Source organism: Paracoccus aestuariivivens (assembly GCF_009711225.1).
Classification (GTDB): domain Bacteria; phylum Pseudomonadota; class Alphaproteobacteria; order Rhodobacterales; family Rhodobacteraceae; genus Paracoccus; species Paracoccus aestuariivivens.
The window spans coordinates 177,902-204,348 of sequence record NZ_WMIE01000006.1; the positions used below are offsets into that span (position 1 = coordinate 177,902).

Sequence of the window (26,447 nt, forward strand, 5' to 3'; positions counted from 1 at the left end):
CGATTCACATCATAATACCTCATTCTGATTGTCAACTCCCCGTCATTTGCGCGGTTAAATCGTCAGAATGATCCAAAATGATGGGTTATGATGGAATATGATGATTGCCCGTGCCGCGCTGAGTGGCGAGTTTCCCATCAGCAAGGCCTTGGAGGAGGCCAGAAGGGGAGGGTAGATGACCGAGACGAGCTTTACGCCGGATCCGCAGATCCGGTTCCGTGACTTCCGCATCGGGGCCATCGGCTCGGGGATGATCATGGCGGAATGTCATCTCGAGGCCTACCGGATGGCCGGTTTTCCGGTCGTGGCCATTGCCTCGCGGACCAGATCGAAGGCGGCCGAGGTCGCCGCGCGTCACGGCATCCCGAAAACCCACGACACGCCCGAAGCCCTGATCGAGGACCCCGAGGTGCAGATCGTGGACATCGCCTATCCGCCGCATCTGCAGCCCGCGCTGATCCGGCACGCGCTGCGTCAGCCCCATGTCAAAGGCGTCCTCGCGCAAAAGCCGTTGGCTTTGTCGCTCGAGGAAGCGAGGGCCTTGCGCGACGAGGCCAAGGCAGCAGGCAAGATCCTGTCCGTCAACCAGAACATGCGCTTTGACCAGTCGATCCGCGTCCTCAAGCAGTTGCTGGACCGCGGCGCACTGGGCGAGCCGGTCTTCGCCCAGATCGACATGCATGCCATCCCGCATTGGCAGGGGTTCCTGCGCGATTACGACCGTCTGACCCTGTCGAACATGAGCGTGCATCATCTGGATGCCCTGCGTTTCCTGTTCGGCGACCCGACCGAGGTCACGACCGTCACCCGCACCGACCCGCGCACCGAATTCGACCATCAGGACGGGATCGTGGCGACGACGCTGCGCTTCCCCTCGGGGCTGCTCGCGTTGTCGCTGGAAGATGTCTGGTCCGGTCCGCGTGCGGAAGGCTATGCCGACGACCAGCATATCAACTGGCGCGTCGAGGGGACCGAGGGCGTGGCCAAGGGCACGATCGGCTGGCCGACAGGCGCTGCCTCGACGCTGACCTATGCCTCGCGCAAGGAAACCGGCGGCGCATGGGTCACCCCGCAATGGGACACGATGTGGTTCCCGCATGCCTTCATCGGCGTGATGGAGCAGTTGCAATGGGCCATCCACAGCGGCGAGGCCCCCGCTTTGTCGGTCGCCGACAATGTGCGGACCATGGCGCTGGTCGAGGCGGCCTACCGCTCGATCGACGAGGGCCGGACCGTCGCCCACGACATTTCTCAGGACTGAATCGGGAGGAAACCAGTCATGATGCAAGCCGGTATTTTCACGGGGTATTTCCCCTATGACCTCAAGACCACGGCGCAAAAGATCCGCGCCCATGATTTCAACACGGTCCAGCTGGACCTGCATTTTTCGGATATCGACGTCTCGGACGGGCAGGTAACAGCCGACAAGTGCCGCACCATCCGCGACACGTTCCGCGACCATCACCTGCCGGTCAGCTGTATCTCGGCCTATACCAACATCGTCCATCCCGACGCGGCCACCCGCAAGCAGCGTCTGGACCGGCTGAAAGAGATCCTCGCCCATGCGCAATATCTGGGCTCGCCCTATGTGATCTCGGAGACGGGGACTTTCGACACCGGCAGCGACTGGGTGCATCACCCCAAGAACAAGACCGAGGAAGGCTGGGACGATTGCCGCACGGTCATCACCGATCTTGCGAAATTCGCATGGGATCACGGCGCGGTCTTCCTGCTGGAGACCTATGTGAACAACGTTGTCGGTTCGGTCGAGGAAACCCTGCGCATGTTCGCCGAGGTGGATCATCCCGGCCTTGGACTGCTGATGGACCCGACCAACTATTTCGAGGCCCATAATATCGGCCAGATGGACAAGACGCTGAACTTCGTCTTCGACGCGCTGTCCGACAAGATCAAGATTGCCCATGCCAAAGACGTGAAACGCTCGGGCGATGACAAGTCGGAAAAACATTCGGACATCGGCGATGCCTCGGCGGCGGAAAGCCACACCTTCCGCGGCGTCGGCGAGATCGAGTTGCCCGCCCCCGGTCTGGGAGAGCTGAACTATGACCTGTACCTGCAGCGTCTGGCGCAGAAGCACCCGAACATCCCGATGATCATCGAGCATCTGGACGAATCCGATGTCGGCCGCGCGAAGGCCTTCCTTGACGGCAAGTTCCGCGCCAACGGCTGCTGAAGCCAGCAGGGGCGGGGCGATGTTTTCCCTTTCGTCGCCCCGTCTGCACCACCAGACCCAGGACTAGGCAAGATGGTAGAACTTTACGGCAAGACCTTCACCCGCCGCGAGATCGAGGCCGCCAGCGGCGGCTTGTCCCATGTCGCGGGCGTCCGCCTGATGGAGTTGTCGAACGGGCTGGAGCGCGGCAACCGCATGCTGGAATTCCGCAGCGGCTCTGGCCTGCGCTTTACCGTGCTGGTCGATCGCTGCATGGATATCGCCGATTGCGAACATAACGGCCGCGCCATCGGCTGGCACTCGCCCTCTGGCTTCCGCCACCCTTCGCTGACCGAGTATGAGGGCGAGGGCGGCTTGGGTTGGATGCGCAGCTTCTCGGGGCTGATGGTGACCTGCGGGCTGGACCATATCCTGTTCATGAACGACGTTCCGACCGACAGCTATGTCTACGGCCCGCGCAAGACGGCATCGCATTCCCTGCACGGTCGCGCGGGCACGATCCCGGCGCATCTGACCGGTTACGGCGAGCGTTGGGACGGGGACAATTGCACCCTTTGGGCCGAAGGGGTCGTCACCCAATCCGCCGTCTTCGGCGAGCATCTGGAACTGCATCGCCGCATCGAGATCGAGGTCGGCTGCAATGAAATCCGCCTGTCCGACCGCGTGGTCAATCGCGGGTTCTACCGTACGCCGCATATGTATTGCTATCATATCAATGTAGGCCATCCCGTGCTTGAGGAAGGCGCGCGCTATCTGGCCCCCATCGCCGAAACCGTCTGGGCCGCCCATGCCGAGGCCTATGACAAGCAGGGCGTCGGCTATCGCAGCCTGCCTAGCCCGCAGATGGATTTCCACGAACAGGTCTGGCAGCACGAACTGGTCGCCGATGCCTCGGGCGAGGTTCCCGTCGCTCTGGTAAACGACCGTCTGGGGCTTGGCTTCATGGTGGTCACGCGCAAGGACCAGTTTCCCTGCCAGTATGAATGGCAGAACCTTCAGGCGGGACAATATGCGCTGGGGATCGAGCCGTCCTCGCATCATGTGCTGGGCAATCTGGCCGCGCGGGATCGTGACGAGATGATCTGGCTGAACCACGGCGACGAGCGCCGCTATGACAGCCGCTTCGTCATCCTGCCCGACGCTGCCGCCGTGAGTGCCGCCGAGGCCCGCATCCGTGCCGTCCACGGCCAGCCCGACACCGATTACCCGACCCCCACGGGCCATTTCCGCAAGCTGGAGGGCAGGGCATGAGCCTGACCGGACGCCGCATCCTTTACACCGGAGCCGCAGGCGGGCTTGGCCACCAGACCACGCTGGACCTGCTGGCGGCGGGGGCCGAGGTCTTTGCCCTTGACCGCGACCATGCCAAGAACGCTGCGCTGATCGCGGACACGCCCGCCGATCTGGCCGCGCGCCTGCATCCGGTCGAGGTCGATCTGGCCGACAGGCCCGCGCTGCAATCGGTGCTGGACGGGATCGTCGCGGCGGGGCCTCTGGATGCGGTGATCAACAATGCCGCGATCTATCCCTCGAAACCGTTCGAGGCCTACAGCCTTGACGAACACGCCATGATCCATGCCGTGAATGTCGAGGCCGCGCTGATCTGCACGAAAGCCGCATTGCCCGGAATGCGCGGGCAGGGCTGGGGCAGGGTGATCAACATCACCTCGATCACGCTGTCAGGCGGATGGGAGGACCTGTCGCCCTATGTCCAATCCAAGGGCGCGCTTCTGGGCCTGACGCGGGCATGGGCGCGGGAATTCGGCAAATGGGGCATCACGGTCAACGCCATCGCGCCGGGGGCGTTTCCGACCGATGCCGAAAAGATCCACCCCGACCCCGAAGGCTACAACGCCAAGGTTCTGGCCAGCCAGTCGATCAAGCGGCGCGGCCATGCCGGAGACATCGCGGCGGCGATCAAATTTTTCCTGTCCGAGGACGCGGGATTCATCACGGGCCAGTCACTCGCCGTCAATGGCGGCTGGACGATGCAGTAAGGAAGATCTGAAATCATGGGAATTCTCGACGGGATCACGGTGCTGGACTGCTCGATCGCGATGGCGGGCCCCTTTGCGGCGCAGCGTCTGGGCGATCTGGGGGCCGATGTCATCAAGATCGAACCCCTGACCGGCGAATGGCAGCGCCACGCGCCTGCGGGCGGGATCACGGGGAACAGGATCAATGTCTCGTTCCTGTCGCTGAACCGCAACAAGCGTTCGCTGGCGGTCGATCTGAAATCCGAAGGTGGGCGCGAGGTCCTGCGCAAGCTGGTCGCCTCGGCGGATGTCTTCATCCAGAACTACCGCCCCGGCGTCGCGGACCGGTTGGGCGTCGATTACGGCACGCTGTCGGCGATCAATCCGCGCCTGATCTATGTCTCGATGTCGGGCTATGGCGAGGATGGCCCCAGCGCCAGACGCCCCGGTCAGGATCTGCTGTTGCAGGCGATGTCGGGGGCGATGATGTCCTCGGGGCGGGCGGGCGAGCCACCGACCCCCGCCGGACAATATCTGGTCGATTCCATCGCCGCCTATAACGCCTTCGAGGGCGCGCTGGCCGCGCTGTTCCACCGCGAACGCACCGGCGAGGGCCAGAAGGTCGAGGTCAATATGCTGGACGCGATCACCACGATCCAGATGCAGGAACTGTCGGTCTTTACCGTCGGGCAGAAGCCGCAGGAACGCTCGGCCGAGCCACATGCCCATGTCTATATCCGCTCGCCCTATGGCATCTTCGGGACCAGCGACGGCAAATACATGGCGCTGGCGATGCCGAATTTCCCCGGTCTGGCGCGTGCCCTGGACGAGCCGCGCTTTGCCGCTCTGGACGAGATGACAGCCGGATGGGAAGACCGCGACGAAACCTTCGCCCTTGTGCGCGAGGCGATCGCGAAATTCACCCGCGACGACGTTCTGGCCCGTCTCGAAACCGAGGGGATCTGGGTCGCGCCGGTCTATGGCTATGCCGATCTGGTCGATGATCCGCAGATCCGCCACAACGGTACGTTCATCGAATATGACCACCCGACCGAGGGGCGGGTGAAAACTCCGGGCTTCCCGATCCGCTTCTCGAAAACGCCGTCCGAGTTGCGCTTTGGCGCGCCTCTGACCGGCCAGCATACCGACGAGGTGCTGCGCGCGGCGGGCTATGACGCCGCGCAGATCGAGGAACTGGCGCGTTCCGGCGCAATCGGTCGGGGTGAGGCATGAGCTATCTTGGCCTGACATGGGACCATCCGCGCGGCCGCCACGCGCTTGAGGCGGCCGCGCGGCAGGGCGGTCCCGTCCGCTGGGAGGTCCAGCCGCTCGAAGGGTTCGAAAGCGCCCCCATCGCGGAAAACTGCGCCCGCTACGATCTGGTCGTGCTGGATCATCCCCATCTGGGCGAGGCCTTGGCCGCCGATTGCCTGCGCCCGCTGGACGAGATTTTTTCGCCCGACGAACTGCGCGCCATCGCGGACCGCGCCATCGGTCCCAGCATGGAAAGCTATGTCATGGCGGGCCGCGTCTGGGCCCTGCCTCTGGACGCCGCCACGCAGGTCATGGCGTGGCGGCCCGATCTGCTGGAACAAGCGCCGGTCACATGGGACGAGGTCGCCACATTGTCGCGCCGGACGGGCAGGGTGGCCCTGTCCCTTGCCGGTCCGCATGCATGGCTGTCCTTCCTGTCGGTCTGCCATGCGATCCGGCCCGATCTGGACCTGCGCGAGGGCGACACCTCGGTTCCGCGCGCGGTTGCGATCAGGGCGCTGACGATCCTTGCCGATCTGGCGCAACGCAGCCCTGCCTCGGTGCTGGGCAAGAACCCCATCGGCATTCTGGAACATATGTCGGGCGGGCATGACGACGTGGCGCTGTGCCCGCTGGTCTATGGCTATGTGAATTACGCCGCGCCTTCCCGTTCCGTGCCGCTGCGTTTCGCCAATGCGCCACGGATCGCGGCCGGACAGCCGCCCGGTTCGATCCTTGGCGGCACGGGCATTGCCGTGTCGCGCCGTGCGCAGGTGGACGAGGCCTTGCGCGCGCATCTGCTGTGGCTGCTTGGCCCCGAGGCGCAGCAGGGCTTCATCCCCGCCCATGACGGCCAACCGGGAACCCGCGCGGCATGGCACGATCCGGCGGTGAATGCGGCTTGCGGCAATTTCTTCAGCGACACTGCCGAGACGCTTGAAGCCGCCTCGATCAGGCCGCGCCACGATGGCGGCATTGCCTATCAGACGGCGGCCTCGGCCGCGATCCGCGCGGGCTTTGCCGCCGGAACCGATCCCGCCAATCTGGCGGACGAGCTTGAAGCGATGTTCCAGACCTTACGCCACCCGATCAAGGAGCCGCAGCCATGACCGCAGAACTGCTTTTCGAGGTCGAGGGCCGCGTCGGCATCATCACCTATAACCGCCCCGCCAAGCTGAACGCCATGACGCCTGAAATGGCGGTCCTGATGGTCGAGGCGGTGGCACGTTGCAACAGCGACGACGATATCCGTGCCGTGGTCCTGACCGGCACCGGCAAGGCGTTCTGCGCGGGGTCCGATATCGCGCTGCTCGACAGCTATGCCACGCCTTGGGACTTCCGCAACCGGACCGAATATTGCGATGCCCTGCGCGGGCTGAAAAAGCCCGTCATCGCCGCGATCAACGGTTATGCCTTTGGCGGCGGGCTTGAGATGGCGCTGTCCTGCGACATCCGCATCGCCGCTGAATCCGCCATGTTGGCGGCGCCCGAAATCAAGCTGGGCTGGATCGGAGGCGGCGGCATGACCGCGCTTCTGGCGCATTCCATCGGCCCCTCGAACGCGGCGATGATGGTGATGACCGGCGAGGCGGTGGACGCGCAAAAGGCGCTGTCATGGGGCCTTGTCAGCGAGATCCACCCGCAGGACGCGCTGCGCGCCCGTGCTGTCCAGATCGCCGCGACGATTGCCGAGCGCGCGCCGATCGCTGCCGAAACCGCAAAAGCCAATCTGGCTGCGGTTTATAATATGCCGCTGGAACAGGCGATAGCGTATGAGCGCGACCTGCAAACCATCTGCTTTGCCACCGAAGACGCGAACGAAGGCCGCGCCGCCTTCAAGGCCAAGCGGGCGGCGGTGTTCAGGCGCCGCTAGGGGCGGTTCGATAGACAGGCTCTGGTTGTTGGCATATATTGCCAACAACAAGGAGAGTGGCGATGGTGACGCGCAATGTCGTTCTGACCGAACCGCAATCGAAGCTGATCGACGATCTGGTGTCCTCGGGGCGCTACCAGAATGCCTCCGAGGCGTTGCGGGCGGGCCTGCGCCTGCTCGAGCGCGAAGAGGCCGAGTTGCAGGACCTGCGGGCCCGACTGACCCGCGGCGTGCTTGAGGCACGGGACGGAACCTTTGCGCAAGGCTCGGGCGAGGATGCGGTGCGGCGGGCGTTTTCCGTGGCGCGGAACGCCGCCAGCTGATGACCAGACCTTGGGTTCTGACGCGGCAGGCGGAAGCCGCGCTGACCGATATTGCCGCATGGACGGTCGAGACTTTCGGCCAGCGTCAGGCCGAGATCTATGCCGAGGATCTGATCGGGACATGCCGGATGCTGGCGGCTGGTCAGGCCCCCTCGCAGGGGTGTCGCCGTCTGGTCGATGCCAAGCTGCCCGAGGACCTGCGCTATGCGCGGTCGGGCCAGCATTACATCGTCTTCATTGACGCGCCTGACCGCCTGATCGTCATCGATTTCCTGCATGTCCGGATGGACCTGCCGGCGCGGCTGGCGGCCATAGCCGAGGGCTGAACATCACGATATTGCCTAGCAAGGTCAGCCCAAGCCCCGCGACGGCGGCAGGGGTCCATAAAAACCCCTCGTATAGGGTGGACAGCATCAGCGCGACGACCGGAAAGACCACTGTCGCGTAACCGGCCCGCGCCGAGCCGATCCGAGCCACCAGCAGCAGATAGGTGGTGAAACCGACGACCGATCCGATCAGCGCCAGATACAGAAGCGCGCTCCAATAGGCGGTTCCTTGTGGCCAGACCATGGGCTGCCCCGTGAGCAAGGTCAGGGCCAGCAGCGTCAGGGCTCCGATCCCCATACCCCATGCATTCGCGGTGACTGGCGTGACCCCGAGCCGGGAATTGCGCCGCGAGGCCATATTGCCCAGCGAGAACATCATCGTGCCGAACACCGCCCAACCGATGCCGCGCAGGGTCTGCAGGCTTGCGCCGTCGGTCAGATCGTCACGGAACAGCAGGACCAGACCTGTCGCGCCGATCGCTCCGGCCCAGATCGTGCGCTGGGTGATCCGGTCGCCGAAGAAGATCCGCGCGTTCACCGCGTTGAAGATCGACGCCAGCGAGAACACCACCGAGACCAGCCCCGAGGGGATCAGCGCCGCCGCGTTATAAAGGCCGATGAAGTTGAAGCAGAACAGGCACAGCGCCTGAGCGATGACAAAGCGCCATTGTGCCGGTCGGTGCAGGCGGCCCATCGCGACCAGTCCGGCCAGCATGATCAGCCCCGCCAGCGCGAAACGCAGGAAGATCGACTGCAACAGGGGAACGTCTCCGACCTGCGCGGCGATGGCGATCCATGTCGTGCCCCAGATCAGGACGGTGGCGGCAAAAAGGAAAAATGTGTTCATCGCCGCGATGTAGCGCGCTTGGCGGTACGGGTTTTGCACGTTCTTGCGGTGAAATCCGGCAGGGGGCTTTTTCCGCGGCGCAAGTGGCGCTACCGATGCGATATGCGTCACACCGTTCACGACTTTCTGGCGGGCTCGCCCGTCGCGCATCGCGCCGCGCACCTTGATCTGGGGGCGGGATGCTCGGTGGCGGTCTGGCAGAACCAGCATGACCGCATCCTTTACGACGCGCCGCAGAACCACACCTTCAGTCTTTATCTGGAGGGCGGGACCGGAACGCGCCGTCTTGATGCGGGCGGGATCTCGGGCCATCCCGGCGCGATCTGCGTCATGCCCGAGGGCTGCGGCTCGGAATGGGAAATCACTTCGCCGTTCCGGTTCGTGCATCTGTACCTGTCGGATGCGCGGCTGCGGGCCAGCTTTGCCCAGGCGCATGATTGCGACGTGCGCTATCTGGACATGCGCGAGGCCACTTTCGCCGACGATCCCGTGCTGGCCTCGGCGCTGCGACGCATGGCGGTCGCCGCCGTCGCCAAAGATGTGCTGCTTGCCGAGGCCGGTCTGGCCGATCTGATCGCGGGTCTGTCGCGGCACAGCCCGCATTTGCGCGGCGGACTTGCGCCGCATCTGCTGCGCCGGATCGATGACTGGATCGAGGCCAATCTGGACGCGGTGATCCATCTTGACGATCTTGCCGGACTGGCCGGACTGTCGGGCTATCATTTCCACCGCATGTTCCAGCTGTCGCGCGGAATGCCGCCCCATGCGTGGCTGACGGCAAGGCGGGTACGGCGGGCGCAGGATCTTTTGCGCGGGCCGATGCCGATTGCCCAGATCGCTGATGCCTGCGGGTTTTCCAGCCAAAGCCATCTGACCCGCGTGCTGCGCGCGCATACCGGCAGGACTCCCGCCGGATACCGCGCGCTCTGGCACCAGCCGCGACACGGATCCGGGTCAGTGCAGGACCTCTTTTGAACGGCTCAGGATCGCGCGGGTCAGGGGCGCAAGGCTGTCTGCGGCAAGGCGATTGGTCTGCCAGAACAGCGGCACATCCAGAACTGCATCGGGAATGAGTTCGACCAGCTGACCCGAGGCGAGATGTCCCGCGATCAACTGCGGCGGGTTCAGGCACCAGCCCATTCCGGCCAGCGCGGCCGTGACGAAGCCATTGGTCGAGGGCAGCCAATGGGTGGGAAAAGCGATGCTGCGCCCGAATTGTTGCTGGACCCAGTTCTGTTGCAGGCGGTCCTTCTGGTTGAAGGTCAGGGCAGGGGCCGCTTTTAGCGCCGCAGGGGTGACGCCGTCGGGGAAATGGCGCCGGATGAAATCGGGGCTGGCCACGGCATGATAGCGCAGCCGACCCAGCGCCTTCATCTGGCAGCCCTGCACCGGTTTCCCCAAGGCCGTCACCGCCGCGATGACGCGGCCCCGCCGCAGCCAGTCCGCCGTGTGCTGTTCGTCATCGACCGAGATATGCAGAAGATAGCCGCTTTCCCTGGCGACCCGCGCGACGGCTGACAGGAACCATGTCTCCAGACTGTCGGCATTGGTCGCCAGATGCAGCGTGACGGGGGTCGCCGCGCCTTGGTCCTGCATGCGCGGGAAGTGATCCATCAGGCCGCGTTCCAGCATGCCCACCTGCTCCATATGGCGGCAGAGCCACGCTCCTTCATCGGTGGCGGTGCAGGGTGTGCCACGTTCGACCAGAACGACGCCCATCCGTTCCTCGAGCCCGCGCACCCGCTGGGAAACCGCCGATGGCGTGACCCCCAAAGCCTGTGCCGCGCCGTCGAAGCTGCCGGTCTGGACCACCAGAAAGACGGCGCGCGCGGCGGGGTAGTCGAACATGAGTTTTCCTAATCTGGGATTAGACGTTTTAATTTGGCTAATGTCAGGAAGCGGTCTAACCCGTGGCCAAGTCAAGGGCAGAGAGCGCAAATGGATATCACGGTCTTCTTCACGGGAATGGCGATGGGGCTAAGCCTGATCCTTGCGATCGGAGCCCAGAACGCGTTTGTCCTGCGGCAGGGCCTGAAAGGAGAGCATGTCTTTCCCGTCTGCCTGACCTGCGCGGTGTCGGACGCGCTCCTGATCGCGGTCGGCGTGACCGGCTTTGGCCGGATTGCGGCGTGGCTGCCTTGGCTCGATCCGGTGATGCGCTTCGGCGGCGCGGGGTTCCTGTTCTGGTACGGGCTGAAAAGCCTGCGCTCGGCCTTCCGGTCGCAAGACGCGCTGATGGCTTCTGACGCGCCCGCGCGGTCAGGACTGGCAGCGACCCTTGCGATGTGTCTGGCGCTGACATGGCTCAATCCGCATGTCTATCTGGATACCGTCGTCCTGCTGGGAACCATCGCGACCCGCTTCGAGGGCCACAAGCTTTCCTTTGCGGTCGGGGCGATTGCCGCATCGTTCCTGTTCTTTTTCACGCTGGGTTATGGTGCGATGCGGTTGCGCCCGATCTTTGCCCGTCCCTCGGCTTGGCGCATCCTTGAAGGCGTGATCGCCATCGTGATGTGGACGATCGCCCTGAAACTGGTGCTTGGTGCGTGACGCTAATCCGATGCAAACGGAGGTTCCGATGACCATCTTCAAAGGCCTGTCCGCCTATCCCGTCACGCCGGCCGATGCGGGAGGTCGGGTCGATACCGCCGCGCTGCGCAGGCTGGTCCGGCGGCTGGCCGATGCGGGGGTGGATTCGGTCGGGTTGCTCGGCAGCACGGGCAGTTACCCCTATCTCGACCGGTCCGAACGGCGTCGCGCCGTGGATGCCGCGCTGGACGAGGTCGGCGGAACCGTTCCGGTCATTGTCGGGACCGGCGCGCTTAGGACCGATGAGGCGATCCGTCTGGCGCAGGACGCGAAGGCCGCCGGAGCATCGGCTGGCCTTTTATCCGCCATGTCCTATCTGCCGTTGAACGAGGCCGAGGTCTTTGAACATTTCGCGGCGGTGGCGGATCAGGGCGGCCTGCCGATCTGCATCTATGACAATCCGGCCACGACGCATTTCCGCTTTTCGACCGATCTGGTGGCGCGGCTGTCGCGGGTTCCGGGCATCGTCGCGGTCAAGAACCCGACCTGCACCCCCGAGGAAATCCCCTCGCATCTTGCGTCGCAGCGAACTGCGGTCACCAAGGGGTTCTCGATCGGCTATAGCGGCGACGGGAACTGCGCCGAGGCGATGATCGCCGGAGCGGATCTGTGGCATTCGGCGCTTAGCGGCACCTTGCCCGCGGGTTGTCTGGGGATCGTGCGGGCGGTGCGGAACGGCGATCTGCCCGAGGCCCGCCGTCTGGACGCCGCCTTGCGACCGGTCTGGGATCTGTTCCGCGCTCATTCGAGTTACCGCGTCCTGCACGAGATCGTGGCGCAACTGGACCTGTGCCACCTCGCCCCGCCGCGTCCGGTTCTGCCGGTCAGCGACGGGGTCAGGCAGCAGATTGCAGCCGTCTTGCGCGATCTGCCCCCCGAAATACTGGGAACGGGCTAAGCGGCGGGGTCACTGGCGCAGGCTGTGCAGGATGGTTTCGGCAAAGCGGTTGGCGGCGGGGGACAGGACCTGATTGCGGCGCGTGATCAGCGCCATGGTCCGGTCAACCGAGGGTTCGACCAGATCCAGAATGGCGACCGATTCCGTGTCCTTCAGCCGCTTCAGCCGCGAGGCGGGTTGGATGGCGGCGCCCAGACCGGCCTCGACCATGGCGATAATCGTCTCGCCCTGAATGAACTCGTAGCGGGTTTCGACGGTGACGCCGACCTGATCCATCATCCGGTCCAGCAGGCGGCGCATCGCGGTCTGGCGGCTTTGGACCAGCAGCGGCAATCCGGCCAGTTCCTGCCATGTGATGCGGGTCGTCCCCGGCGCGACCAGATCGGCGGGGACCAGCGCCTGCACCGGATCGTTCAGGATCGCGGTGAATTCCAGTGCCTCGTCTTCCAGCATCGGGCCAAGCGCGAAATCGACCTCGCGGCGGTGCAAGGCCTCGTATAGCTCGCGCGAGGTCAGTTCGCGGATCGTCACCTTGATCTGCGGATAGGCCCGCACGAACGAGGTCAGGACCGGCGGCAGATGGATCGACGCGATATTCGACGAACTCGCCACCGACAGATGGCCGCGCTTGAAATCGACGGCCTCGCGCACCTGCCGCAGACCCAGCTGCACCTCGTAGAGCGCGCGTCTGGCGCTGTCGAAAAGCTGCTTTCCCTCGGGGGTAAAGGACACGCTGCGGGTTGTGCGCTCGAACAGGGTGACGCCTAACTGATCCTCTAACGTTTTGATCTGGCTGCTGATCGCGGAATGCGAACGGTGCAGCTTCTCGGCGGCGACACGAAAGCTGCCCTCGGTTGCGACAATGATGAACGTCTGAAGCAGCTTCAGGTTGACATGTCCGTCCAGTTCCATCCGGGGGCCTTTTGATTGGTCTGCCAGATTGCATAATCATGGGGAAAATCAAACTTGTCTATCCTATCGGCAGGGTCCAGATTGCCTGTCAGCGGAGGAAATCGCTCTTACAGTTTCGAATGGGTCGTGCCGACCGCGCCTGAACGCCGGTCGTCTTGGGAGCATTTTTCCCATCACACGGGCCGTGGCCTGACGCATCATCATGGATGCCGCGGCTATTCGTGACGCCGGAGCGGTCGCGAACGAAACGGAGGAGAAACATGGTCAACGAGTTCAAAATCAGCCGCCGGTCATTCGGAGCGGGCCTTGCCGCGCTTGGGATCGCGCCATTGGTGCCGCGCCTTGCCCGCGCCGCGACCTATCCCGACAAGAACATCACCTATGTCGTCGCGGCCGGTGTCGGCGGCGGTAGCGACATCCTTGCCCGCACCGTGGCGCGGGTGATCGAGGACAAGAAGCTTCTGCCCGTCACCATGATCGTCGAGAACCGTCCCGGCGGTTCGGGGGCGATCGGCTACAACTACCTGAACTCGCACGAGGGCGATGCCAGCTATCTGGGCGGGGTGGGCGTCAGCTTCTTCACGACGCCGCTTCTGGGCAAGATGCGCTACAATTACAAAAGTTTCACCCCGCTCGGGGCGCTGGCACGCTCGCCCTATATTCTGGTCGTCAACAGCGGGTCGGACATCAAGTCGCTGGATGACCTCAAGTCCGCGTCCTCGTTGCGGGTCGGCTCGGTCGGCGCGGTCGCGGACGAGGCGCTGCTGTCGCATCTGCTGAACAAGGAAATGGGCACGCAGATCCGTGTCGTGCCCTATGACGGCGGCGGCGAGGTGATCGGCGCGGTGCTGGGCGGCCATCTGGATCTGATGTGGGGCAATCCCAACGAGATGCTGGAACAGGTCCGCGCCGGCAAGATGCGCCCGCTGGCGGTTTCCGCCCCCGAGCGGATCAAGGAACTGCCCGAAGTCCCGACCTTCCCCGAACTGGGCTATGACATCAACCACACCCAGTTGCGCGCCATCGTCATGCCCGCGGGCGTTCCGGCCGAGGCCGTCGCCTATTGGGAGGGTGTGCTGAAATCGGTGGCAGAAAGCGACGAATGGCGCGAGGCCTATCTCGACCGTTTCAACGAGATCCCGCTGTATCTGGACAGCGCGAGCCTTGCCAAGGAAATGGAGGCGACCTCGAGCCGTTACGAGGCGATGATGAAGGAACTGGGTCTGCTGAAGTGACCCGTTTGCGGCGCGCCCTGCGGGGCCGCCGCGCTCATCCGCCTTCCCCTCAGGAAAGGGAATAACAATGCTTCGAGTGCGTACACTGGACCTTGCGGTTTCGGCGATGCTGTTTCTGTTGGGCTTCTACATCATCGCCAGCGGCATCGGCTTTGGCGTCATCGACAGCGGAACGCCGGGCGCGGGCTTCTTTCCGGTGATCGTCGGCGCGGGGATCGTGCTGTTTTCCGGCATCAACTGCCTCAAGGTCCTGCGGCAGAACGCGATGCTGTCCGAAATCATCGGCACGACCGAGATCATGCGGGTCGTCCTGACCAGCATTGCCCTGATCGCCTTTTGCGGGCTGGCCTCGCCCTTGGGGATGCTGGTTTCGGGCTTCGGGCTGATGGTCACCATCGCGATCATCTTCGGTGCGCGTACACCGGACATGATCGGTCGGGCCGCCTTGGCCGCCGCGGTGATGTCGGGCGTGCTTTATCTCATCTTCGTCAAGTTTCTGGCCGTCGCCTTGCCGTGATGGCCATCCGGGGAATCTATCATGCTTGAGACATGGGGTCTTCTACTGAACGGGATCGCCGCGGCGTCGTCGCCAACGATCCTGATTGCCGTGGCCTTCGGCGCCGTGGTCGGCCTGTTCATCGGCGCCCTGCCGGGCCTTGGCCCGACGGCGGGGGTCGCGATCCTGTTGCCGCTGGTGATCGGCTTTGACGGCACGGCTGCCGTCGCCGCACTTGGCGGGGTCTATTACGGTTCGCAATATGGCGGCGGGGTCACCGCGATCCTGCTGGGGATACCGGGCGATTCAGCCGCAACCATGACCGTCATCGACGGCTACGCGCTGGCCAAGCGCGGCGAGGCGGGGGCGGCGCTTGGCATCTCGATCGCGGCCTCGTTCATCGGCGGTCTGGTCGGGCTGATCCTGCTGACCACCTTCGCCACCACCATCGCCAGCGCCGCAATCGCCTTTGGTCCGGTCGAGATGACGGCCGTGATGGTCTTTGCCCTGTCGCTGGTCAGCGTGCTGGGCGGCAAGGACCCGATCAAGGGCCTGCTTGGCCTGTGTCTGGGCCTGTGGCTGGGCACGGTCGGGCTTGATCCCATCGTCGGCATTCCGCGCTTCGATCTGGGCTCGGCGCATCTGTTCGACGGGATCGAGTTCTCGATCCTTGCCGTCGGGCTGTTCGGGCTGGCCGAGATGTACAACACCCATCTGGGCGAGGCCGAGGGCGAGAACCAGATCCGCTTCCGTATGCGCGATCTGCTGCCGCAGCCGCGCAAGATCATCCGCTGCTGGCGCGAGCTGGGCACGGGTTCGGTCATCGGCTTCATCGTCGGGGTTCTGCCGGGGGCAGGGGCCACCGCCGCCACGATGATCACCTATGCCGTCGCCAAGCGGATGGCCAAAGACCCCGAGCGCTTCGGCAATGGCGCCTACGAGGGCGTCGCCGCGCCGGAAGCCGCCAATAACGCCGCGTCCTATGGCTCGATGATCCCTATGTTCGCATTGGGTATCCCCGGCTCGGGTACGACTGCGGTGCTGCTGGGCGGGCTGCTGATGATCGGGTTGCAACCGGGACCGATGCTGTTCCAGACCCAGCCCGATTTCGTCTGGACGATCTTCGGCAGCTTCTACATCGGCAACCTCGCCCTTGTCGCGATCACCATCCTGCTGACGCCGCTTCTGGCCAGCTGCGCCTTCGTCAAGCCGGGATACCTGTTCCCCGCCGTGATCGCCATCGTGGCCTTCGGGATCTATTCGATCAACTATTCGATGTTCGACGTGATGCTGGCCATGGCCTTTGGCGTGATCGGCTATGTGATGATGAAACTGGGCTATCCGCCGGTGCCGCTGATCCTTGGCCTGATCCTTGGTCCCATCCTTGAACGGGGCATCCGCCGCACTCTGGTCGGCACGAATGGCGATCCTTCGGTCTTCTTCCAAAGCCCCATCGCGGTCGTCCTGTTCCTTGCCAGCGCGGTGATGCTGTTCTGGCCGCTGATCCGCAAGCAGATCCGCAACCAGCGCGCACGACCCGCGACCAACTGACCGTGACCCGTCGCCGGACGGGCATGACGTGAAACCCTATCGGGCGGCGTTCCACCCGCCCGTATCCATCCCCCGTGTTCTTCCGCACGGGCCTCCGAACCGCATGGGATCGAGACATGGTTTACCACTACCTTTACGAGCATTTCGCCAAGACCGATCAGGTTCGCGTCGGCATCATCGGGGCCGGCAATTACGGCACGGCCATCGTGACCCAAGACCCCCATACGCCGCGCCTGTCGGTGGTGCTGGTCGCCGATATCTCGGTCGAGGCGGCCAAGGGGGCCTATGAAAAGGCAGGCTTTGCGGCCGAAACGCTGGCCTATGCCGCCACCGCCGCCGAGGCTCAGGCCCTGATCGATCGTGGGCTGCGCGTCTATACCGACCATCCCGAGATCGTCACCGAGGTTCCCGCCGTCGATATCGTCGCCGAAAGCACCGGCGTCCCCGAGGCCAGCGCGAAATTCGCCCTTGAGGCCTTCGCCAATGGCAAGCATGTCGCGATGATCACCAAGGATTGCGATGTCTCGGTGGGGCCGATCCTCAAGCGGAAAGCCCAACAGGCGGGCGTCGTCTACACGCCGGTCGATGGCGACCAGCACGGCTTGCTGATCGCGTTCTACGAATGGGCCAAATCCATCGGGCTGACGGTGATCTCGGGCGGGAAGGCGACCGATGGCGAGTTCGTCTACGATCCCGCCGCCGGAACCGTCACCATCAGGACCGACAAAAAGATCCACGCGCCCTATAAGGAACAGATCACCGTCGCGCCCGAGGACCGCAAATATCTGGCCGCGATCCCTGCCGGTCAGGTCGCGGAATATCTGGCCGCACGCGCGCGTATTCTGGCCGAACTGCCCCAGCCCGGTTCCTACGATCTGTGTGAAATCACCGTGGCGGCGAATTATACCGGTCTGGCTCCGCAGGTGGACACGCTGTATCACGCCCCCCTGCGCATCACCGAGATCCCCGAGGCCTATGCCGAAACCGCCAGCGGCGGGATGTTCGAAAAGCCCGGCGCGATCGATCTGGCGACCTGTCTGCGCACGCCCGACGAATCCGGTCTGGGCGGCGGTGTGTGGCTGGTGGTCCGCGCCGACAATGCCTATTCGCAGCACATCCTTGCCACCAAGGGCCAGATCGCGAACCATGATGAATCCGTGGTCGTGATCTATCGCCCCTACCATCTGTGCGGGGTGGAGACCGCGACCTCGCTGCTGATGGCGGGTCTGCTGGGCATTGATACCGGAACGGCGGATTACCGTCCGCGCTTCGATCTGGTCAAGGTCGCCGCGCGCGACATCAAGGCGGGCGAGGTCTTCGGCAATGACCATGATCCGATGATGACCGCCCGCATCGTTCCGGCCCGACCGGTGGCGCAGGGCAATCTGGCGACGGCGCATCTGTTGACCGGAAACCGCGCCGCTGTCGATATCCCCGCAGGCACCGCGATCACCTATGACATGGTCGAGGAGCCCGCCCATTCGACGATATGGGCCTTGCGCCGCGAACAGGACCAGACGTTCCTGCTGTGACGCCCGCATGATCTTGCCGATAGGGACGACCGAATGAACCGGCCAAGGATAGTTCTGCTGCACGCAACGCCCGTCGCGATGGAACCGGTTGCGCAGGCGATGGCGCGGCTTTGGCCCGAGGCCGAGGCGATCAACCTGCTGGACGATTCTCTGGGGATCGACCGCGAACGGGATGGCGAGGGGCCGCTATCCCCGCAGATATTCGCCCGCTTCGACGCGCTTGGCCGATACGGGCTCGGGTTGGGTGCGCGGGGAATTCTGGCTACCTGCTCGGCCTTCGGTCCGGCGCTGGCGCAACTGGACCGGAGCCTGCCGGTTCCGGTCGTCAAGCCGAACGAGCCGATGTTCCGCGCGGCTATCGGCATGGGGACAAGGATCGCGATGCTGGCGACCTTTGCCCCCGCGATTGCCAGCATGGAGCAGGAGTTCCACGAACTTGCCGCTTCGGTCGGGTCGGATGCCCGCTTGACGACGGTCCTTGTTTCGGGCGCGATCGAGGCTTTGCGGGCGGGTGACGCGGTGACGCATAACCGGCTGCTGGTCGGGGCGGTTGCGGAATTGCGCGGTTTCGATGCGATCATGCTGGCGCATTTTTCGACCTCGCGTGCATTGGCCGATATTCAGGCGGCGATTTCGGCTCCGGTCCTGTCCGCGCCGGAATCCGCGGTTGCAGAGATGCTGGCGCGGGTCGCAGGATGATGTCGGGGAACACACCGCCGGTCGTTCGCGATCTTGGCGGAAGGAATGAAGGGATGGGGAATAAATGACTGTGTTGGGCGCGATTGCCGATGACTTTACCGGAGCGACCGATCTGGCGGGCTTGCTGGCGCGGTCGGGGGTGCGGGTGCGGCTGCATACGGGCGTGCCGGTCGCGCCTCCGGGCGACGATACCGCCGCCTTCGAGATCATCGCGCTGAAGATCCGCACCGCGCCCCGCCAGACCGCCATCGCCGAGGCCGGCGCCGCGCTGGACTGGTTGCAGCGGGCAGGGGCCAAGCGGTTTTTCTGGAAATACTGCTCGACTTTCGACAGCACGGCCTCGGGCAATATCGGCACCGTGGCTCAGGCGTTGATGCAGCGGCTGGGCCTGTCGCAGACGATCTATTGTCCGGCTTTCCCCGAAAACGGTCGCCGCGTGTTCATGGGCAACCTGTTCGTCAACGATCTGCCCTTGGCCGAAAGCCCGATGAAGGACCACCCGCTGACCCCGATGCGCGACAGCAATCTGATGCGGTTGCTTGCGCCTCAGGTCAGCGGCAGCGTCGGGCTGGCCGACCGGACCTTTGTCGCAAAAGGCGCGGCGGCCCTGCGCGAGCGGATCGCGCAAGCGGGCGCGCATGTCGTGGTCGATGCGATCGACGATGCCGATCTGGCGGTTGTGGCGCGGGCCTGTCGTGACATGGTTCTGATGACGGGCGGCTCGGCGGTGGCGATGCCCTTGCCGGGGCTTTACCTTGAAGACGGCACCCTGTCGCGCGATGCCGCAAAACCTGTGGCTCCGGCGCTGGGATCTGCGGCGGTGGTGCTATCGGGCAGCGCCTCGGCGATGACGAACCGGCAGGTGGCGGATTACCTCGCGCGCGGCGCGGCGGCCTATCGGCTTGATCCGGTCGCGCTGGCCGAAAGCGGGCATCAGGCGGCGCTGGACTGGCTGTCGGCGCAGGATCTGGACCGCGCCCCGCTGGTCTATGCCACCGCCACCCCCGACGAGGTTCGCGCCGCGCAGCAGCGTCTGGGTGTCGCCCGCGCGGGCGAGATCGTCGAGGCCGCTCTGGCCGCCTGTGCCATCCGCGCCCGCGATCTGGGCGCGCAACGCATCGTGGTCGCGGGGGGAGAGACCTCGGGGGCGGTGACGCAGGCGCTGGGGGTGAACCATATGGAGATCGGGCCGGAAATCGCCCCCGGTGTGCCGTGGTGCTACTGCGTCTCGCAGGGGACCGAGCTTGCCTTGACGCTGAAATCGGGCAATTTCGGCCGCGAGAGTTTCTTCTCGGACGCGCTGGACGTGCTGGAGGCGGCATGAGCGACGAAACCAGACTGCGCGAGCAGCTTTGCATGCTGGCGAAATCGCTGTTCGATCGCGGGCTGACCGGCGGATCGACCGGCAATATCTCGGCGCGGACACCGGACGGGGGGCTGCTGGTCAGTCCGACCGGCACCAGCTTTGGCCGCCTTGATCCCGCGCGGCTTAGCCGTTTCGATCCGTCTGGCCGGTTGATCGAGGGTGACAAGCCGACCAAGGAAATGCCGCTGCATCAGTCGTTCTACGACACGCGCAACCAGACCGGAGCCGTGGTTCACCTGCATTCCTGCCATTCCGTCGCGCTGTCGCTGCTGCCCGATGTCGATCCGGACAATTTCCTGCCGCCGCTGACACCCTATGCGATCATGCGGCTGGGGAAGGTGCAGTTGCTGCCCTATTTCATGCCCGGAGATCCCGAGATGGGGCAGGCGGTGCGCGGATTGGCGGGGCGGCGCTCGGCGGTGATGCTGGCCAATCACGGGCCCGTCGTGGCCGGCAAGGATCTGGAATCCGCCTGCAACGCCATCGAGGAACTGGAGGACACCGCCCGCCTTGCGATCCTGACGCGGGGCATGTCGCCGCGCCATTTGACCAAGGACCAGATCGCCCGCCTTGTGACCACATTCGCGCCCGACTGGGACTAGGCGGACCGCCTTTCCTATGGAATGCCGCCGACCTGCGGGCTAGTCGTTGGGGGTCGCAACCGCGCTTCGAGGTCCGCCATGCTGTTCGCCTATGCCCCCGACGGGACAAAACTGCAAAAGATCGAGCAGGGCGGCGATCTTTCGCAGGCGGTGTGGATCGACCTGTACCGTCCCATGCCGCCGCAGATCGCGGATGTCGAGAAGCTGGGCGTCCAGATCCCCACGCTGGCCGATATGGAAGAGATAGAGATCTCGAACCGGATCTATCGCGAGAACGGCGTCGATTATTACACCGTCGTCCTGCCGGGTCTGAGCGAGACCAAGGCGCCGGTTTCGGGGCCGGTCTGTTTCATCCTGCAACCGGATCGCCTGATCACCGTGCGCCACCACGCCCCCCGACCGTTCGAGACCTATCCCCTGCGCGCCGACAAGGTCGGTCCCGGTTGCGGCGGTCCGCGCAGGGTTTTCATGTCCCTGCTCGAAGAGGTGGTCGGCCGTCTCGCCGATCTGCTGGAAGGGGCGGGGCGGGTGCTGGATACGGTCACCGGCAAGGTCTTTCACGATGGCGCATCGGCAGATGACCGCGCCCTGCAGAACGCGCTGCAAGAGGTGGCGCATGAATCCGATCTGATTAGCAGGGTGCGCTTGTCGCTTTTGACCGTGGAACGCGCGCTGAGCTATTTCAGCCTGACGCTGGACGGCGGGTCGGACGGGCGGGCGCTCAAACCCGTGGTCAAGGGGCTGATGCGCGATATCAACGCGCTGGAAGTGCATTGCGATTTCCTGTCCAGCCGTGTCGCGATGGCGATCGACGTGACGCTTGGCATGGTCAATCTGGCGCAGAACAAGACGATCAAGATCCTGTCGGTCGTGTCCGTCCTGTTCCTGCCGCCGACCATGATCGCCTCGGCCTACGGGATGAATTTCGTCGATATCCCCGAGCTTGACTGGTCCTTTGGCTATCCGATGGCGCTGATCCTGATGATGCTGTCGGCGGTCGGTACCTTCTTCCTGTTCAAATGGCGTAAGTGGCTGTGACGATTAGGCCGGTTTTCCGGCCATAGGGGTGGGGAAACCGCGCCATTTGAACGCCGTAGAGGAAGAATCTTGAAACCTGTCCAGAAAGACGGGTCGACTGGACAGGTCAAGCAATCTACGAGGGCGGTAATTCAGTACTTAATCAACCTTTAACTGTTTTTGTACCGTAGGAGTTGCTCATGTTCGGGGGTCTTTTTCCGTCGCGATCGAAAGGTCAGGGTGTTGAGTTCGATGGAAATATCTCTCCGTTCCTGAGCAGCACAGCGGCTGCGGCTCCGTCCGGCGCGACGCAGGACGATGACAACCTCGACGAAAGTCTGGACGCTGCGGCACATCCGGTTTCAGAGGTGCCGAAAAGCGGACCCAAGCCGATCCTGATCGGTCCGGTTGCCCTGACCGGTGCGCCGAATGACAGCACGGTCATCACCCGTCTGATCCGCGATCTGACCGAGGAACTCAGCGAACGTCTGGTGACCGCGAAGGATTGCTACAACTACATCATGGAAGAGGCCGAGCGCCTGTCGCAGACCGTCGATTTTCGCGGGCTTGTCGTCGAGCGGTTCGAGTTCCTGCCGATCGAATATAGCGGCAAGGGCAAGCAGCTTAAGCCCTGTCCGGTTTCGACCCGCGCGGGCGTGAAATTTCTGGATGGCGCCGTCCAGTCCGATCTGGACAGGGTTTTCGGCGCGATCAGGGCGCTGGATATCCGCGCGATGGTCTTTGTGCATTTCGTGAAGAACAACCGCGAGGAAATCCACGCCCTGCGCAAGAAGAACGCCAAGTGGTTCCGCAATCACAGCCGCAGCGCGCAAGAGATGATCGGCTGGGAAGCCGTCCTGTCCCGCCTCGAACGATAACGGCCAAGCGGATCAGCCGTTATCGCTGAAAGCCCATGGCTGGCCGATGCGCAGGCGGATATGTTCTTTGCTTCGCGCGCGGCCGCGGGCATGGGCGATCATGCCGCCCAAGGCGGTTTCCAGTTCCAGCCGGAATCGTCCGCCCTGATAGGTGCAGGCGACAACCTGCGCAGGGATCGGGCCGTCAGGATCTATTGCCAGATCCTCGGGGCGGATGCAGATATGGGTGGGTGCGGCGCTGGTCGCGCGGGCCATGATCTGTTGGCCCGATGCGTTCACCGCGATGCCAAGGGCCGTCAACGGACCCGCCGCCTGTACGGGGATCACCGCGCCATCGCCGACAAATCCCGCGACGAAGCGGTTTGCGGGGCGGTCATACAGTTCCTCGGGCGCGGCGAACTGGCAGATCCGGCCATTGCGCATGACCGCGACGCGATCTGCAAGGGCCAGCGCCTCGGTCTGGTCATGGGTCACATACAGCATGGTCGCCTTGGTGCGGGTATGGAAATCGGCGAAGGCCTGCTGCATCGCTGCGCGCAGCGACAGGTCCAGATTGGCCAGCGGTTCGTCCAGCAGGACCGCCTGAGGCTCGGCGACCAGACAGCGCGCCAGCGCCACGCGCTGCCTTTGCCCGCCCGAAAGCTGCGCGGGCATCCGGTCCGCGAAACGTTCCAGACCGGTCAGCTCCAGCGCCTGCCGGACCCGTTGCCGTCGTTCCTGCGCCGACATCCGCCGCATTTCGAGCGGATACGAGATATTGCCGGCCACGGTCATATGCGGCCACAGGGCATAGGACTGGAACACCATGCCGATATTGCGGTCCTCGGGCGCAACGAACCGGCCTTCGCCGGCAAGGATGCGCTCGCCCAGCCGGATGCTGCCCGCGTCGGGGGTCTCGAATCCGGCGACAAGGCGCAGAAGCGTGGTCTTGCCGCAGCCGGACGGACCCAGCAGCGCCACAAACTCGCCCGAGGCGATGGTCGCGGTGACGCCGTCCAGCGCGGATTGGCCGTCAAAAGCCTTGCGGAGGGCGGAACAGGTCAGTTCTGCCATGGCACGCATCCTTTCGGCAGTCGCGACGCGGCAAGCTGGACCAGCCCCATCAGCGCGATGACGACCAGCACGATGGACGCGGCCAGCGCCGATGCCATCACGGTTTCGCCGCTGTCTTCGAGATTGAAGATCAGGACGCCCAAAGTCTCGGTTCCGGCCGCCCAGAGCAGGGCCGACACGGTCAGTTCGTTGACGGCGGTCAGGAATACAAGGATTGCGCCCGCCGCGGCCGCCGGCGCGGTCAGGGGCAGGACGATCGTGCGCAGCCTGCGGCCAAGCCGCGCCCCTACGCTCGCGGCGGCTTCTTCCATCGCGGGGTCAAGCTGGCCGATGGCCGCTTGGACAGGACGCAGCATGACGACCAGAAAACGCGAGAGATAGGCCAGCAGGATGATGCCCAGCGTGCCGTAAAGCGTGATTTGCGTGAAGGGGACGCGCATGAATGACAGGATGCAGGCGATGGCCAGAACGACTCCGGGCAGGGCATAGGGCAGGTCGATCAGGATATCGGTCGTGCGTGTCGCCCAGTTGCGCCTGCGGTCCAGAAGCCAAGCCAGCGGGACGCAGACCAGCATCAGGATCGCGGCAGCGGATGCGGCCAGCAGGACCGAATTCGCATAGGCGCGGCGCGTCACGGGCTGGTGCAGCAGAACCTCGGCCCATGCCTTCAGTGTCAGGTTCTCGAAGGTCAGGGGCACGCCGTAAGCCGGAACCAGCGAGGTCGCGACCAGCGCCGCCAAGGGCAGAATCAGGATCGCTGCGATGAAGGCCCACATGATCGTTTCGACCAGCGGGCGGGCAGGGCCAAGTCTAAGGGCAAGGGGCGATCCGGCCATGCCGACCAGTCCGTAATGGCTTTTCGACAGCAAAAGGCGGTTCAGCAGCACGCCGCAGATCGCGACCGAGCCGATCAGCAGGGCCAGAATGGCGACCTCGGGCAGGACCGAGGGGCCCATGCCGACAAGGCGCTGGTAGATCAGCGTCGGCAGGGTCGAATAACGCGCCGGAATCCCCAGCATGGCCGGAATGCCGAAATTCCCTAGCGCGGTGACGAAGGTCATGGCGGCCCCCGCCGCCAGACCCGGCAGCGACAGCGGCAGGACGATCCGCGCCCAGACCCGCCAGCCGCGCGCGCCGGACATGCGCGCGGCCTCGATCAGGTTCGCGGGGATCATTCGCAGCGCCGCGCGCAGGGTCAGGAACACGATCGAGGCGTGCTGAATCCCCAGCAGCAGGGAAATTCCCCATGCCGAGTGCAGCGGCTGCGGGCTGCCCAAAGGCGGCGCGAGCCCCAGCGTCCTGAGCAGGACCGAGGAAGGTCCGGTCACCTGCATCCACGCCAGCGCCGTGATCTGGGGCGGGATCATCATCGGGATCATCAGGCAGAACACCAGCACGGCCTTGGCCCTGATATCGGTCAGCGCTACGACAAAGGCAAAGGCCGAGCCGATCAGGACGGAAATCGCCGTACCCGCGCCAGCCGTCACAAGCGAATGCTGCAGGGCGGTCCATGTGCTGTCGCGGCCCAGCACTTCGGCGGCATGTGCCAGTGTAGCGCCCGTGCCGAAGCCGAACCCCTCGGCCAGCAAGCGCAGGATCGGACCGAAAGCGACCAGCAGGACCGGGATCAGTAAAAGCGGAAGCAGCCGGTCCGAAGACCGGCTGCTGCGGGAATTTACGGACAGGGCGGTCATTTGACGCCGAACACCTCGGCGAATTTCGATTTGTTGGCTTCGGTATCGGCCAGCGTCTTGGCCGGATCGAAGGCCATCAGCTTGATGTCGCCGCGCGCGGGAAAGCCCTCGGGGCTGGCGATGCCGTTGCGGGCGGGAATGTAGCCCATCTCGACCACCAGATTCTGGCCCGCTTCGCTGAGGACGAAATCCACGAATTTCTCGGCATCGGCCTTGTTCGCGGCTCCGGCCATGATCGCGACGGGTTCGGTCACATAGGTCACGCCTTCGGTCGGGAACACGAAGTCGATGGGCGAACCCTCGGCCTTGGCGCGCAGCGCCATGTAATCGACCAGCACGCCATAGGGCTTTTCGCCCGCAGCCACGGCCTTGAACACGCCGCCATTGCCGCCATCGGCCAGCGTGTCATTCGCGGCAAGGGCCTCGTAATAGGACCAGCCAAGCGCGGGTGCGGCTGTCAGCGTTGCCAGATGGATCAGCGCCGCGCCCGAGTAGAGCGGCGAGGGCATGGCGACCATTCCCTTGTAATCGGGTTTCACCAGATCGGCCCAAGCGGTCGGAACGGCGGTCGCGCCGGTGTTATACGCGATGCCGGTCGTGATCAGTTTCGTCGAGTGGTAATAGCCTTCGGGGCTGTACAGCGCGGGATCATAGGCGGCGGCCTCGGGGGATTTGTAGGCGGCAAGCTTGCCCTCGTGGGCCATGCCTTCCAGCGTGACGGTATCGGCGATCAGCAGGACGTCGGGCTGACCCGCCCCCGCAGCGATCTCGGCGGCCATGCGCGCCATCAACTGGGTCGTGCCGTCGCGCACCCAGTCCACCTTGGTGCCGGGATGTGCGGCCTCGAATGCCTCGACGGTCTTGCGGGCATCCTCGTTGGGCTGCGAGGTATACAGCTTCAGGGTTTCCGCGCTGGCTGCAAAAGGCATCGCAAGGCAGCAGGCAAGCGCGAGAACGTGGCGGGACATGGGCGGGCTCCTGACAGTTTCGAAGAAAGCCGGAAGGCTTCGGTCCAGAAGCGCCTAATGCGCGGATATGGCGGACAGATGACAATCGCGCGAAATACCGTTGCAGTGGGCCAAATGCGAACGCCCCCGACATGATGCCGGGGGCGTCCCTTTCCTGCCGAAAC

27 protein-coding genes are annotated in these 26,447 nt (G+C 64.5%); 21 read left to right on the forward strand and 6 right to left on the reverse strand.

Annotated features, from left to right (window positions below):
• The first annotated feature begins 175 nt into the window (after positions 1 to 175).
• From GL286_RS12330 to GL286_RS12370, 9 genes are all read left to right on the forward strand, one after another.
• Complete coding sequence (locus GL286_RS12330; protein WP_155095861.1) at positions 176 to 1,261, forward strand: Gfo/Idh/MocA family protein; 1,086 nt, start codon at positions 176 to 178, stop codon at positions 1,259 to 1,261.
• Positions 1,262 to 1,279: 18 nt separating this feature from the next.
• Positions 1,280 to 2,194 (forward strand): sugar phosphate isomerase/epimerase family protein, encoded by a 915-nt coding sequence (locus GL286_RS12335; protein ID WP_155095862.1) that lies wholly within the window; start codon positions 1,280 to 1,282, stop codon positions 2,192 to 2,194.
• Between the two features lie 72 nt (positions 2,195 to 2,266).
• A complete protein-coding gene (locus tag GL286_RS12340) occupies positions 2,267 to 3,445 on the forward strand; it encodes an aldose 1-epimerase family protein (RefSeq protein ID WP_155095863.1) in 1,179 nt (392 codons plus the stop codon).
• Positions 3,442 to 4,191, forward strand: a complete 750-nt coding sequence (locus GL286_RS12345) for an SDR family NAD(P)-dependent oxidoreductase (RefSeq protein ID WP_155095864.1) — start codon at positions 3,442 to 3,444, stop codon at positions 4,189 to 4,191. Before GL286_RS12340 ends, GL286_RS12345 begins: the two co-directional genes overlap by 4 nt.
• 15 nt (positions 4,192 to 4,206) lie before the next feature.
• Entirely contained in the window at positions 4,207 to 5,403 is a 1,197-nt protein-coding gene (locus tag GL286_RS12350) for a CaiB/BaiF CoA transferase family protein (RefSeq protein ID WP_155095865.1), read from the forward strand.
• Complete coding sequence (locus tag GL286_RS12355; protein WP_155095866.1) at positions 5,400 to 6,533, forward strand: ABC transporter substrate-binding protein; 1,134 nt, start codon at positions 5,400 to 5,402, stop codon at positions 6,531 to 6,533. Before GL286_RS12350 ends, GL286_RS12355 begins: the two co-directional genes overlap by 4 nt.
• A complete protein-coding gene (locus GL286_RS12360; RefSeq protein ID WP_155095867.1) occupies positions 6,530 to 7,297 on the forward strand; it encodes an enoyl-CoA hydratase/isomerase family protein in 768 nt (255 codons plus the stop codon). Before GL286_RS12355 ends, GL286_RS12360 begins: the two co-directional genes overlap by 4 nt.
• Positions 7,298 to 7,359: 62 nt before the next feature.
• Positions 7,360 to 7,620 carry a type II toxin-antitoxin system ParD family antitoxin gene (locus GL286_RS12365; protein WP_155095868.1) on the forward strand — a complete coding sequence of 87 codons (261 nt, stop codon included), beginning with the start codon at positions 7,360 to 7,362 and terminating at the stop codon, positions 7,618 to 7,620.
• Positions 7,620 to 7,946, forward strand: a complete 327-nt coding sequence (locus tag GL286_RS12370; protein ID WP_155095869.1) for a type II toxin-antitoxin system RelE/ParE family toxin — start codon at positions 7,620 to 7,622, stop codon at positions 7,944 to 7,946. The genes GL286_RS12365 and GL286_RS12370 overlap by 1 nt, the downstream gene beginning before the upstream one ends.
• On the opposite strand, the gene GL286_RS12375 is transcribed toward GL286_RS12370, so the two are convergent.
• Positions 7,882 to 9,003 (reverse strand): DMT family transporter, encoded by a 1,122-nt coding sequence (locus tag GL286_RS12375; protein WP_246184933.1) that lies wholly within the window; start codon positions 9,001 to 9,003, stop codon positions 7,882 to 7,884. The genes GL286_RS12370 and GL286_RS12375 overlap by 65 nt on opposite strands.
• Here GL286_RS12375 and GL286_RS12380 point away from each other — a divergent pair.
• Entirely contained in the window at positions 8,980 to 9,768 is a 789-nt protein-coding gene (locus GL286_RS12380) for an AraC family transcriptional regulator (protein WP_343038884.1), read from the forward strand. The genes GL286_RS12375 and GL286_RS12380 overlap by 24 nt on opposite strands.
• Here the strand turns inward: GL286_RS12380 and GL286_RS12385 are convergent.
• On the reverse strand, positions 9,748 to 10,641 hold the full coding sequence (locus GL286_RS12385) for a LysR family transcriptional regulator ArgP (RefSeq protein WP_155095871.1): 894 nt from the start codon (positions 10,639 to 10,641) through the stop codon (positions 9,748 to 9,750). The two genes, GL286_RS12380 and GL286_RS12385, sit on opposite strands and share 21 nt — an antisense overlap.
• Before the next feature lie 90 nt (positions 10,642 to 10,731).
• On the opposite strand from GL286_RS12385, the gene GL286_RS12390 reads away from it, so the two are divergent.
• Entirely contained in the window at positions 10,732 to 11,343 is a 612-nt protein-coding gene (locus tag GL286_RS12390; protein ID WP_155095872.1) for a LysE/ArgO family amino acid transporter, read from the forward strand.
• Positions 11,344 to 11,371: 28 nt separating this feature from the next.
• Positions 11,372 to 12,280: a dihydrodipicolinate synthase family protein gene (locus GL286_RS12395; protein WP_155095873.1), complete on the forward strand. Its 909-nt coding sequence runs from the start codon at positions 11,372 to 11,374 to the stop codon at positions 12,278 to 12,280.
• A 9-nt stretch (positions 12,281 to 12,289) separates the two neighbouring features.
• Here GL286_RS12395 and GL286_RS12400 read toward each other — a convergent pair whose 3' ends face one another.
• Positions 12,290 to 13,192: a LysR family transcriptional regulator gene (locus GL286_RS12400; protein WP_155095874.1), complete on the reverse strand. Its 903-nt coding sequence runs from the start codon at positions 13,190 to 13,192 to the stop codon at positions 12,290 to 12,292.
• Between the two features lie 260 nt (positions 13,193 to 13,452).
• Here GL286_RS12400 and GL286_RS12405 point away from each other — a divergent pair, with 260 nt between their 5' ends.
• The 9 genes from GL286_RS12405 (at position 13,453) to GL286_RS12445 (ending at position 22,568) form a co-directional block, all read left to right on the forward strand.
• Positions 13,453 to 14,427, forward strand: a complete 975-nt coding sequence (locus GL286_RS12405; protein ID WP_170295166.1) for a Bug family tripartite tricarboxylate transporter substrate binding protein — start codon at positions 13,453 to 13,455, stop codon at positions 14,425 to 14,427.
• Positions 14,428 to 14,494: 67 nt separating this feature from the next.
• Positions 14,495 to 14,944, forward strand: coding sequence for a tripartite tricarboxylate transporter TctB family protein (locus GL286_RS12410; protein ID WP_155095876.1), 450 nt, complete (start codon positions 14,495 to 14,497; stop codon positions 14,942 to 14,944).
• 21 nt (positions 14,945 to 14,965) lie between these two features.
• Positions 14,966 to 16,474 carry a tripartite tricarboxylate transporter permease gene (locus GL286_RS12415; RefSeq protein WP_155095877.1) on the forward strand — a complete coding sequence of 503 codons (1,509 nt, stop codon included), beginning with the start codon at positions 14,966 to 14,968 and terminating at the stop codon, positions 16,472 to 16,474.
• Positions 16,475 to 16,590: 116 nt separating this feature from the next.
• Entirely contained in the window at positions 16,591 to 18,006 is a 1,416-nt protein-coding gene (locus tag GL286_RS12420; RefSeq protein ID WP_155095878.1) for an NAD(P)H-dependent oxidoreductase, read from the forward strand.
• Between the two features lie 33 nt (positions 18,007 to 18,039).
• Positions 18,040 to 18,705 carry an aspartate/glutamate racemase family protein gene (locus tag GL286_RS12425; protein WP_155095879.1) on the forward strand — a complete coding sequence of 222 codons (666 nt, stop codon included), beginning with the start codon at positions 18,040 to 18,042 and terminating at the stop codon, positions 18,703 to 18,705.
• 64 nt (positions 18,706 to 18,769) lie between these two features.
• Complete coding sequence (gene otnK, locus GL286_RS12430) at positions 18,770 to 20,029, forward strand: 3-oxo-tetronate kinase (protein WP_155095880.1); 1,260 nt, start codon at positions 18,770 to 18,772, stop codon at positions 20,027 to 20,029.
• Entirely contained in the window at positions 20,026 to 20,673 is a 648-nt protein-coding gene (gene otnC / locus GL286_RS12435; protein WP_155095881.1) for a 3-oxo-tetronate 4-phosphate decarboxylase, read from the forward strand. The genes otnK and otnC overlap by 4 nt, the downstream gene beginning before the upstream one ends.
• 78 nt (positions 20,674 to 20,751) lie before the next feature.
• Positions 20,752 to 21,711 (forward strand): magnesium transporter CorA family protein, encoded by a 960-nt coding sequence (locus GL286_RS12440; protein WP_155095882.1) that lies wholly within the window; start codon positions 20,752 to 20,754, stop codon positions 21,709 to 21,711.
• A gap of 179 nt (positions 21,712 to 21,890) precedes the next feature.
• Positions 21,891 to 22,568 carry a hypothetical protein gene (locus GL286_RS12445; protein ID WP_155095883.1) on the forward strand — a complete coding sequence of 226 codons (678 nt, stop codon included), beginning with the start codon at positions 21,891 to 21,893 and terminating at the stop codon, positions 22,566 to 22,568.
• A 12-nt stretch (positions 22,569 to 22,580) separates the two neighbouring features.
• On the opposite strand, the gene GL286_RS12450 is transcribed toward GL286_RS12445, so the two are convergent.
• The 3 genes from GL286_RS12450 to GL286_RS12460 are packed head-to-tail and all read right to left on the reverse strand — an operon-like array spanning position 22,581 to position 26,283.
• Positions 22,581 to 23,621 carry an ABC transporter ATP-binding protein gene (locus GL286_RS12450; protein ID WP_155095884.1) on the reverse strand — a complete coding sequence of 347 codons (1,041 nt, stop codon included), beginning with the start codon at positions 23,619 to 23,621 and terminating at the stop codon, positions 22,581 to 22,583.
• Positions 23,609 to 25,315: an ABC transporter permease gene (locus GL286_RS12455; RefSeq protein WP_155095885.1), complete on the reverse strand. Its 1,707-nt coding sequence runs from the start codon at positions 25,313 to 25,315 to the stop codon at positions 23,609 to 23,611. The genes GL286_RS12450 and GL286_RS12455 overlap by 13 nt, the downstream gene beginning before the upstream one ends.
• Entirely contained in the window at positions 25,312 to 26,283 is a 972-nt protein-coding gene (locus tag GL286_RS12460) for an ABC transporter substrate-binding protein (RefSeq protein WP_155095886.1), read from the reverse strand. The genes GL286_RS12455 and GL286_RS12460 overlap by 4 nt, the downstream gene beginning before the upstream one ends.
• Positions 26,284 to 26,447 lie beyond the last annotated feature (164 nt).

Excerpts from the sequence above, each read along its gene's own strand:
- GL286_RS12410 (WP_155095876.1), top strand. The coding sequence starts at position 14,495 with ATGCTTCGAGTGCGTACACTGGACCTTGCGGTTTCGGCGATGCTGTTT.
- GL286_RS12415 (WP_155095877.1), top strand. The coding sequence starts at position 14,966 with ATGCTTGAGACATGGGGTCTTCTACTGAACGGGATCGCCGCGGCGTCG.
- GL286_RS12335 (WP_155095862.1), top strand. The coding sequence starts at position 1,280 with ATGATGCAAGCCGGTATTTTCACGGGGTATTTCCCCTATGACCTCAAG.
- GL286_RS12330 (WP_155095861.1), top strand. The coding sequence starts at position 176 with ATGACCGAGACGAGCTTTACGCCGGATCCGCAGATCCGGTTCCGTGAC.
- GL286_RS12450 (WP_155095884.1), bottom strand. The coding sequence starts at position 23,621 with ATGGCAGAACTGACCTGTTCCGCCCTCCGCAAGGCTTTTGACGGCCAA.
- GL286_RS12440 (WP_155095882.1), top strand. The coding sequence starts at position 20,752 with ATGCTGTTCGCCTATGCCCCCGACGGGACAAAACTGCAAAAGATCGAG.
- GL286_RS12365 (WP_155095868.1), top strand. The coding sequence starts at position 7,360 with ATGGTGACGCGCAATGTCGTTCTGACCGAACCGCAATCGAAGCTGATC.
- GL286_RS12375 (WP_246184933.1), bottom strand. The coding sequence starts at position 9,003 with ATGCTGGTTCTGCCAGACCGCCACCGAGCATCCCGCCCCCAGATCAAG.
- GL286_RS12340 (WP_155095863.1), top strand. The coding sequence starts at position 2,267 with ATGGTAGAACTTTACGGCAAGACCTTCACCCGCCGCGAGATCGAGGCC.
- otnC (WP_155095881.1), top strand. The coding sequence starts at position 20,026 with ATGAGCGACGAAACCAGACTGCGCGAGCAGCTTTGCATGCTGGCGAAA.
- GL286_RS12400 (WP_155095874.1), bottom strand. The coding sequence starts at position 13,192 with ATGGAACTGGACGGACATGTCAACCTGAAGCTGCTTCAGACGTTCATC.
- GL286_RS12405 (WP_170295166.1), top strand. The coding sequence starts at position 13,453 with ATGGTCAACGAGTTCAAAATCAGCCGCCGGTCATTCGGAGCGGGCCTT.
- GL286_RS12395 (WP_155095873.1), top strand. The coding sequence starts at position 11,372 with ATGACCATCTTCAAAGGCCTGTCCGCCTATCCCGTCACGCCGGCCGAT.
- GL286_RS12445 (WP_155095883.1), top strand. The coding sequence starts at position 21,891 with ATGTTCGGGGGTCTTTTTCCGTCGCGATCGAAAGGTCAGGGTGTTGAG.
- GL286_RS12345 (WP_155095864.1), top strand. The coding sequence starts at position 3,442 with ATGAGCCTGACCGGACGCCGCATCCTTTACACCGGAGCCGCAGGCGGG.
- GL286_RS12360 (WP_155095867.1), top strand. The coding sequence starts at position 6,530 with ATGACCGCAGAACTGCTTTTCGAGGTCGAGGGCCGCGTCGGCATCATC.
- GL286_RS12385 (WP_155095871.1), bottom strand. The coding sequence starts at position 10,641 with ATGTTCGACTACCCCGCCGCGCGCGCCGTCTTTCTGGTGGTCCAGACC.
- GL286_RS12370 (WP_155095869.1), top strand. The coding sequence starts at position 7,620 with ATGACCAGACCTTGGGTTCTGACGCGGCAGGCGGAAGCCGCGCTGACC.
- GL286_RS12460 (WP_155095886.1), bottom strand. The coding sequence starts at position 26,283 with ATGTCCCGCCACGTTCTCGCGCTTGCCTGCTGCCTTGCGATGCCTTTT.
- GL286_RS12390 (WP_155095872.1), top strand. The coding sequence starts at position 10,732 with ATGGATATCACGGTCTTCTTCACGGGAATGGCGATGGGGCTAAGCCTG.
- GL286_RS12420 (WP_155095878.1), top strand. The coding sequence starts at position 16,591 with ATGGTTTACCACTACCTTTACGAGCATTTCGCCAAGACCGATCAGGTT.
- GL286_RS12350 (WP_155095865.1), top strand. The coding sequence starts at position 4,207 with ATGGGAATTCTCGACGGGATCACGGTGCTGGACTGCTCGATCGCGATG.
- GL286_RS12355 (WP_155095866.1), top strand. The coding sequence starts at position 5,400 with ATGAGCTATCTTGGCCTGACATGGGACCATCCGCGCGGCCGCCACGCG.
- GL286_RS12425 (WP_155095879.1), top strand. The coding sequence starts at position 18,040 with ATGAACCGGCCAAGGATAGTTCTGCTGCACGCAACGCCCGTCGCGATG.
- otnK (WP_155095880.1), top strand. The coding sequence starts at position 18,770 with ATGACTGTGTTGGGCGCGATTGCCGATGACTTTACCGGAGCGACCGAT.
- GL286_RS12455 (WP_155095885.1), bottom strand. The coding sequence starts at position 25,315 with ATGACCGCCCTGTCCGTAAATTCCCGCAGCAGCCGGTCTTCGGACCGG.